Origin of the sequence: Pseudomonas sp. Sample_10, from assembly GCF_004321495.1 — a bacterium.
GTDB lineage: Bacteria > Pseudomonadota > Gammaproteobacteria > Pseudomonadales > Pseudomonadaceae > Aquipseudomonas.
The window spans coordinates 67811-74043 of record NZ_RCOE01000003.1; the positions used below are offsets into that span (position 1 = coordinate 67811).

At 58.8% G+C, this 6233-nt stretch carries 8 protein-coding genes and 1 pseudogene; 3 read left to right on the forward strand and 6 right to left on the reverse strand.

What is annotated here, in order from left to right:
• Positions 1-171: 171 nt before the first annotated feature.
• Complete coding sequence (locus tag D8U18_RS00420) at positions 172-477, reverse strand: ribbon-helix-helix domain-containing protein (protein ID WP_056856066.1); 306 nt, start codon at positions 475-477, stop codon at positions 172-174.
• A 13-nt stretch (positions 478-490) separates the two neighbouring features.
• Positions 491-1072 carry a DJ-1/PfpI family protein gene (locus D8U18_RS00425; RefSeq protein ID WP_056856067.1) on the reverse strand — a complete coding sequence of 194 codons (582 nt, stop codon included), beginning with the start codon at positions 1070-1072 and terminating at the stop codon, positions 491-493.
• Positions 1073-1092: 20 nt separating this feature from the next.
• Here D8U18_RS00425 and D8U18_RS28655 point away from each other — a divergent pair, with 20 nt between their 5' ends.
• On the forward strand, positions 1093-1263 hold the full coding sequence (locus tag D8U18_RS28655) for a hypothetical protein (RefSeq protein WP_177434974.1): 171 nt from the start codon (positions 1093-1095) through the stop codon (positions 1261-1263).
• A 79-nt stretch (positions 1264-1342) separates the two neighbouring features.
• Positions 1343-2233, forward strand: coding sequence for a DMT family transporter (locus tag D8U18_RS00430; protein ID WP_056856068.1), 891 nt, complete (start codon positions 1343-1345; stop codon positions 2231-2233).
• A 114-nt stretch (positions 2234-2347) separates the two neighbouring features.
• On the opposite strand, the gene D8U18_RS00435 is transcribed toward D8U18_RS00430, so the two are convergent.
• From D8U18_RS00435 to D8U18_RS00450, 4 genes are all read right to left on the reverse strand, one after another.
• A complete protein-coding gene (locus D8U18_RS00435) occupies positions 2348-3565 on the reverse strand; it encodes an SAM-dependent methyltransferase (protein WP_131106784.1) in 1218 nt (405 codons plus the stop codon).
• 106 nt (positions 3566-3671) lie between these two features.
• The gene (locus D8U18_RS00440; protein WP_131106785.1) at positions 3672-4289 is read right to left on the reverse strand and encodes a TPM domain-containing protein; all 618 of its coding nucleotides are present in this window, start codon (positions 4287-4289) and stop codon (positions 3672-3674) included.
• Positions 4290-4316: 27 nt separating this feature from the next.
• Entirely contained in the window at positions 4317-5084 is a 768-nt protein-coding gene (locus D8U18_RS00445) for a TPM domain-containing protein (protein ID WP_131106786.1), read from the reverse strand.
• Positions 5085-5113: 29 nt separating this feature from the next.
• A complete protein-coding gene (locus D8U18_RS00450) occupies positions 5114-5719 on the reverse strand; it encodes a LemA family protein (protein ID WP_056856072.1) in 606 nt (201 codons plus the stop codon).
• A 234-nt stretch (positions 5720-5953) separates the two neighbouring features.
• Here D8U18_RS00450 and D8U18_RS00455 point away from each other — a divergent pair.
• Positions 5954-6233 (forward strand): annotated as a pseudogene (locus D8U18_RS00455) (beta-glucosidase); the annotation flags it as partial.

Consider the following 6233-nt stretch of genomic DNA (forward strand, 5'->3'; position numbering starts at 1 on the left):
TCTCCTTGGCGATTGAGAGGTTGCGCGCTTCAGAGTAAAGACCAGCCTGCTATTTCTGTCGCCTATAAAGGCCCCATCGCCAGCAGGCTGGCTCCCACATTGGACTGTTTGTACGCAATCCACTGTAGGAGCCAGCCTGCTGGCGATAGGGCCAGTAAGCACGCCGCAAACCTACCTGACTGAACGCTTCACCATCGACAATTCCGGAGCGATTGTGCGCCGCTGACTCAAATACCGGGTACAGCTCACCCGCAAAAACGAGGCGAAGTTCACCACTTCGCCACGGTAGTCCATCACTTCTTCATACAGTTTGGCGATCAACTGGTTGGTGGTCATGCCGTCGACTTCGGCGATTTCGCTGAGAATGTCCCAGAACTGGTTTTCCAGGCGCAGAGTGGTCACCACCCCGCAAATGCGCAGCGAACGGGAGCGCGACTCGTAGAGAATCGGGTCAGCCTTGACGTACAGCTCGCACATGACGGCTTCCTCGTTACAGCGTGATTTTGGTGCCCAGCAAACCGAGGAAACCGGCGAGCCAGTTCGGGTGCGCTGGCCAGGCCGGCGCCGTGGCCAGATTGCCTTGAACATGGCCGTCCGTCACCGGGATATCGATAAACGTACCGCCGGCCAGACGCACTTCCGGTGCACAAGCCGGATAAGCGCTGCACTCGCGCCCTTCGAGAATCCCGGCCGCCGCCAGCAGTTGCGCGCCGTGGCACACAGCGGCGATCGGTTTGCCGGCCTTGTCGAAATCGCGCACCAGTTCCAGGACTTTTTCGTTCAGACGCAGGTACTCTGGCGCACGACCGCCCGGAATCAGCACCGCGTCGTAATCCGCCGCGTTGACCTTGGCAAAGTCGAAGTTAAGGGCAAACAGGTGACCGGGTTTTTCGCTGTAGGTCTGATCGCCTTCGAAGTCATGGATGGCCGTGCGCACGGTCTGGCCGGCGGTTTTGTCCGGACACACCGCGTGAACGGTGTGGCCGACCATCAGCAACGCTTGAAAGGGGACCATCACTTCGTAGTCTTCGACAAAATCGCCGACCAGCATCAGGATTTTTTTAGCGGCCATGAGTAGGACTCCTCTTGGAAATGCATAGGAATATTCAAGGTAGTCCTTATCTGGCGGACCGGGTAACAACCGGCTACTACCCGAAGACCGCGTTTTCGTTCTTCGCGGGCAAGCCTCGCTCCTACAAGGAACACGCCAAACCTGTAGGAGCGAGGCTTGCCCGCGAAGAAGCCCTCAAACTGTACGGATAACTCTTCACCCAGCTGTTACAGCGGCTTGGGACGCGATTATGGCTAGATAACCGCACCCTCCACGATTCTGGTTGCCATCATGTCCTCGCGCGAAAACACCGGTATGGCCCTGGGCCTGCTTGGCGTTGTGATTTTCAGCCTCACCCTGCCCTTCACACGAATTGTCGTGCAGGAACTGCACCCGCTGCTCAATGGCCTGGGCCGAGCGTTGTTCGCGGCGATCCCGGCGGCATTGCTGTTGCTGTGGCGCCGGGAAAAATGGCCGACCTGGAAACAGATCAAAGGCCTGAGCCTGGTGATTGCCGGGGTAATTCTTGGTTTTCCGGTGCTGTCGGCCTGGGCCATGCAAACCTTGCCGGCGTCCCACGGTGCACTGGTCAATGGTCTGCAGCCGCTGTGCGTGGCGCTGTATGCCGCGTGGTTGTCCCATGAACGGCCGTCGAAAGCCTTCTGGGCCTGCGCCGCGCTGGGCAGTGCGCTGGTGCTCGGTTATGCGCTGATCAGTGGTGCTGGCAGCATTCAGGCTGGCGACTTGCTGATGCTCGGCGCGATTGCGGTGGGTGGATTGGGTTACGCCGAAGGTGGCCGGTTGGCCAAGGAGATGGGCGGATGGCAAGTGATCTGCTGGGCACTGGTGCTGTCGACGCCGCTGCTGATCGGCCCGGTGGTGTATCTGGCGCTGCAACACCAGGGCGAAATTTCCGCCAAGACCTGGTGGGCCTTCGGTTACGTCTCGCTGTTTTCGCAGTTCATCGGTTTCTTTGCCTGGTATGCCGGGCTGGCCATGGGCGGCATTGCCCGGGTCAGTCAGATCCAGTTGCTGCAGATTTTTTTCACCATCGCCTTTTCCGCGTTGTTCTTCGGTGAACACGTGGAACCGATTACCTGGGTGTTCGCGGCCGGGGTGATCGTGACCGTGATGCTCGGGCGCAAGACTGCGGTGCAGCCGGCTCGTGTAGCTAGTGCATAACCCTGTAGGAGCCAGGCTTGCCGGCGGATCGCCAAGCACGTGTAGGAGCAAAGCTTGCTCGCGATGGCGATTTTGAGGACGCCATCGCGAGCAAGCTGTGCTCCTACAGAGTCATCATTTAATAAAGCCGTCGGCTCGCAGCAGCGTTTCCAGGCAATGCTCGGTGATCTGGTAGAACGCCTTCAATTCCTCGATCTTTGCCAGCAACTGCGTTGGATCGACCGGCTCGGCGCGTTTGACCGCCAGGATCATCTTGTTCTTGTTGGTGTGGTCCAACGAAATGAACTCGAACACTTTGGTTTCGTAACCACAGGCTTCGAGGAACAGCGCACGCAAACTGTCGGTGACCATTTCCGCCTGCTGGCCCAGGTGCAATCCGTATTGCAGCATCGGCTTGAGCAACGCCGGGCTCTGGATTTGCAGGCGAATCTGTTTGTGGCAGCACGGCGAGCACATGATGATCGACGCCCCGGAACGGATGCCGGTGTGGATGGCATAGTCGGTGGCAATGTCGCAGGCATGCAAGGCGATCATCACGTCCAGTTCACTCGGTGCCACGCTGCGCACGTCGCCGCACTTGAACACCAGTCCCGGGTGCTCAAGCTTGGCTGCCGCGGCGTTGCACAAGGTGACCATGTCCTCACGCAGTTCAACACCGGTCACTTCGCCCTCGGCGTTCAAGGTATTGCGCAGGTAGTCGTGGATGGCGAACGTCAGGTATCCCTTGCCCGAACCGAAGTCTGCTACGCGCACCGGTTTGTCCAGCGCCAGCGGTGACGAGGTCAGCGCATGGCTGAACACTTCGATGAACTTGTTGATCTGTTTCCACTTGCGCGACATCGCCGGGATCAGCTCGTGCTTGCTGTTGGTCACACCGAGGTCGGAGAGGAACGGTCGGCTCAAATCCAGAAACCGGTTCTTCTCACGGTTGTGTTCGGCGGACGGCACTTCACGCAATTGCTGGGGTTTGCTCTTGAACAGCGAACTCTTGCCCTTTTTGCTGTATTCGAGCTGGGCTTCATCGGTCAGCGACAGTAAATGCGCATTTTTGAACGATGCTGGCAGCAAACCGGCAATGCTTGCCACACCTTCGTCCAACGGCAGGTTCTTGGTGATGTCACGGGTTTTGTAGCGGTAGACGAAGGACAGGCACGGCTGCGTCTTGACCGTCACCGGTTTGACGATGATCCGCTGCAGATCGGTTTCATCGCCAACATATTTGGCCAGCACCAGTTTGATAAAGGCATTCTGTTCGAGGCTGGTTTGCAGCAGGTCGATGAATTGGGCGTGATGATCCGGCGCGAGGCTGGCGGGAGTGGCGGTGACAGACATGGAAAAAACGGCCTCAGGCGGGGCGGATCGGGGGAATGGCAGGTATTTTAGGGGGGATGAACGTTCGGGACACGCAGTTATTTGCCGAACGGTGTGATATCGCCTGTTACCCCAACACCACCAAGCGATTCGGCAACTCATTGCGAACATGGGTCACCGGCACGTGCACCTTGAGCAATTCACCGCACGCCTCGACGCAACTGACAAAGCCTTGCAGCGTCTGCCCTTGCCGGACTTGCTGGGTGAATGCAGCGACTATTGCGTCCCAGTTCTTGTTGTCCAGACGCCTGGAAATGCCCTCGTCCACCAGGATTTCCACGTAGCGCTCGGCTTCAGAAACAAAAATCAGAATGCCGGTGCTGCCTTCGGTGTGGTGCAGGTTCTGCTCCAGAAACTGCCGACGGGCCAGGTTAGAAGCGCGCCAGTGACGCACCGAGCGCGGGACCAAATGGGTGGTGACTTTCGGTAGCCGGAACAGCAGGCACAACACGATGAAAGAAGTCCATTGCACCATGAGCAGGCTATGCAGGGTCAGCCAGCCGCTCAGGTAATGCACGATCCCCGGCACCACCAGCGCCAGCAGGCTGGCCCACAGCAGTGGGATGTAGGCGTAGTCGTCGGCGCGGGTCGCGAGCACTGTGACCAGTTCGGCGTCGGTGTCACGCTCGACCCGGGCGATCGCCTCGGCGACTTTGCGTTGTTCGTGTTCAGTCAGTAATGCCATGTCGTGAAGTGCCTGTTCATTTTATTGTTACCAGCCGCCGGACGAACCACCGCCGCCGAAGCTGCCACCGCCGCCACTGAAGCCCCCGCCGCCACCGCCGCCAAAACCGCCACCGCCAAAACCGCCACCGCCGAAACCACCACCGGAGCCACCCGAACCACCCCGGCCGGCGGGGAGAATACCGAGCATCTGGCAAACAAACACAGTCAGGATGAACAACAACACCAAAAACACGAACAGCCCGGGATGCCGCGAGACAAGATCATCATTCGGATCGCCCGTGGACTCATATACCGTCGACGGCTCATCCAGTGGATTACCGCCCAACACCACCAGCATCGCCGCGACACCGTCGCTGATGCCCTTGCTGAAATTGCCGGTCTTGAAAGCGGGTGTGATCACCTGATGGATGATCACCGAACTCTGCGCATCGGTCAGGCGATCTTCCAGGCCATAGCCGACTTCAATGCGCAGTTTTCGCTCCTCACGGGCGACGATCAGCAATGCGCCGTTGTTCTTGTCCTTCTGGCCGATGCCCCAGTAGCGCCCCAATTGATAACCGAAGTCGGCAATGTCGGTGCCCTGCAAGTTCTCCAGGGTGACTACCACCAGTTGCTCACCGGTAGATTTTTCATGGGCCTGAAGCTGCTGCGTCAGTTGCTCACGCACCGCCGGTTCGATCATTCGGGCGTTATCCACCACCCGTCCGGTCAGCTCAGGAAACTTCAATTCGGCCTGGGCTGCCAGGGTCAACACCCACAGCATCAGCACCAGGCCTGCTTTCAAGACGCGCATGTGCAACCTCGTCCGTGGTGACGCACCGATCAGAATTTGACCTCGGGCGGTTTTTCCGAGCCTGGCGTGGCTTCGAAGGTTTCGCGCACAGGCAGGTCGCTGTACATCACGCTATGCCACAGGCGACCGGGGAAGGTGCGGATTTCGGTGTTGTACTTCTGCACCGCCAGAATGAAATCCCGTCGGGCCACGCTGATGCGGTTTTCGGTGCCTTCGAGCTGCGATTGCAGGGCGAGGAAGTTCTGGTTGGCCTTGAGGTCCGGATAGCGTTCGACCACCACCATCAAACGGCTCAAGGCACCGCTGAGCTGATCCTGGGCCTGTTGGTACTGCTTGAGTTTTTCCGGGTTATCGAGGGTGGAGGCGTCGACCTGGATCGACGTTGCCTTCGCCCGGGCCTCGATCACGGCAGTCAGGGTTTCCTTCTCATGGGCAGCGTAGCCCTTGACCGTTTCCACCAGGTTGGGAATCAGGTCGGCACGGCGCTGATACTGGTTCTGCACCTGGCCCCAGGCCGCCTTGGCCTGCTCGTCGAGGGTCGGGATGTTGTTGATGCCACAGGCTGTCAGTAGCGTGGCGAGCACCAATAACGTGGCCACTTGCAGGCTCGACCGGTAGGACTGTCGTACATTCATATCAGTGATGCTCCCTTCACATTCATGGAAAAAACAACCGAAGACCCTCTCGGCCGGCTCTTCGGGCATAATCGGCCGCGCATCTGGATTGCATCGGGGCAATGGGCTAAAAAATGCCCAGCGCAAAAAACGCATCCGGCTTTTTTGAACCGGTACCCGAACAACAATAGTCGCTCCCTAAATTTTGGCTGGCCGGCGTGTACATCGCCGTTTGGGCCCTTGAGAAAACTATTCATGAAGAAGCTGTGTTTGCTGGGCCTGTTCGTCAGCCTGGCCAGTCATAACGTATTGGCCGCCACGACGCCCGCACCTCTGGAGAACAAGGAAGCCTTCGTCAGCAACCTGATGAAGCAAATGACTCTCGATGAGAAAATCGGCCAGTTGCGCCTGATCAGCATCGGCCCGGAAATGCCTCGGGAGATGATCCGCAAGGAAATCGCCGCGGGCAACATCGGCGGTACGTTCAACTCGATCACCCGCCCGGAAAACCGTCCGATGCAGGACGCGGCCATGC